Annotated in this window: 1 protein-coding gene; it reads left to right on the forward strand. The window is 45.8% G+C overall.

Features of this window, described 5'->3' with window-relative positions; all coding sequences use genetic code 11:
• Nucleotides 1–797: Sua5/YciO/YrdC/YwlC family protein (locus tag A3729_RS08695; protein ID WP_197475711.1), on the forward strand; the 797-nt coding region annotated here is incomplete at both ends.

Raw genomic sequence — 797 nt, forward strand, 5'->3', positions numbered from 1 at the left:
GGCCTTTTGTTTATCGGCTCGCTCACTCGCTTTCACTGACTGGTTCAGTACGAAATTCCTCCTCGGGCCTTGAAATTGTATTAACCGGGCAACAAGCCCAGCTTGATGAATTCCGTAATCAGCTTCTAGCAACAAAGCCCTCTGCGGCTCAGATGGAGAGTATTGAGCTTGAGCGTATTAGCCCTCAAATCTCAGCCACTAGCTTTTCAATCATAGAGTCAGAAACTGATTCCAATAGCCTATCATTATCGACAAATGCACCAGAAGTATCCCCTGACCTGGCACTGTGTTCCTCTTGTCTAGATGAACTATTTGACACAAATAACCGTCGTTACCTTCACCCTTTTATAAGCTGCACTCAATGTGGACCACGCTACAGCATTATTGCCGATCTGCCCTACGACCGAGACAACACCAGTATGGCAAAGTTCGACATGTGTAGTACCTGTCAGCACGAATATTCCACTCCCTCAAATGCCAAACGCTTCCACTCGCAAACCAATGCCTGCAATGACTGTGGACCACAATTAGCGCTAGTCGATAAGAAAGGTATTCGTTTGCCTCTAGAACAGAATCAGGCACTAATCGATTTTTGCGCCGAACAATTAAAGCAAGGCGCTATTATTGCTATAAAAAGCATCGGTGGTTTCCACTTAATTTGCGATGCCAAAAATTCTGAGAGTATTAAGCGGCTAAGAAAAGTTAAGCAACGCCCTGATAAACCCTTTGCCCTCATGGCCTTGAATACGCCTTCACTTGAGCCCATAGTCGAGCTAGACAGAGCAAGCCTTCACGAG

The sequence above is a fragment of the Oleiphilus sp. HI0043 genome (assembly GCF_001634935.1).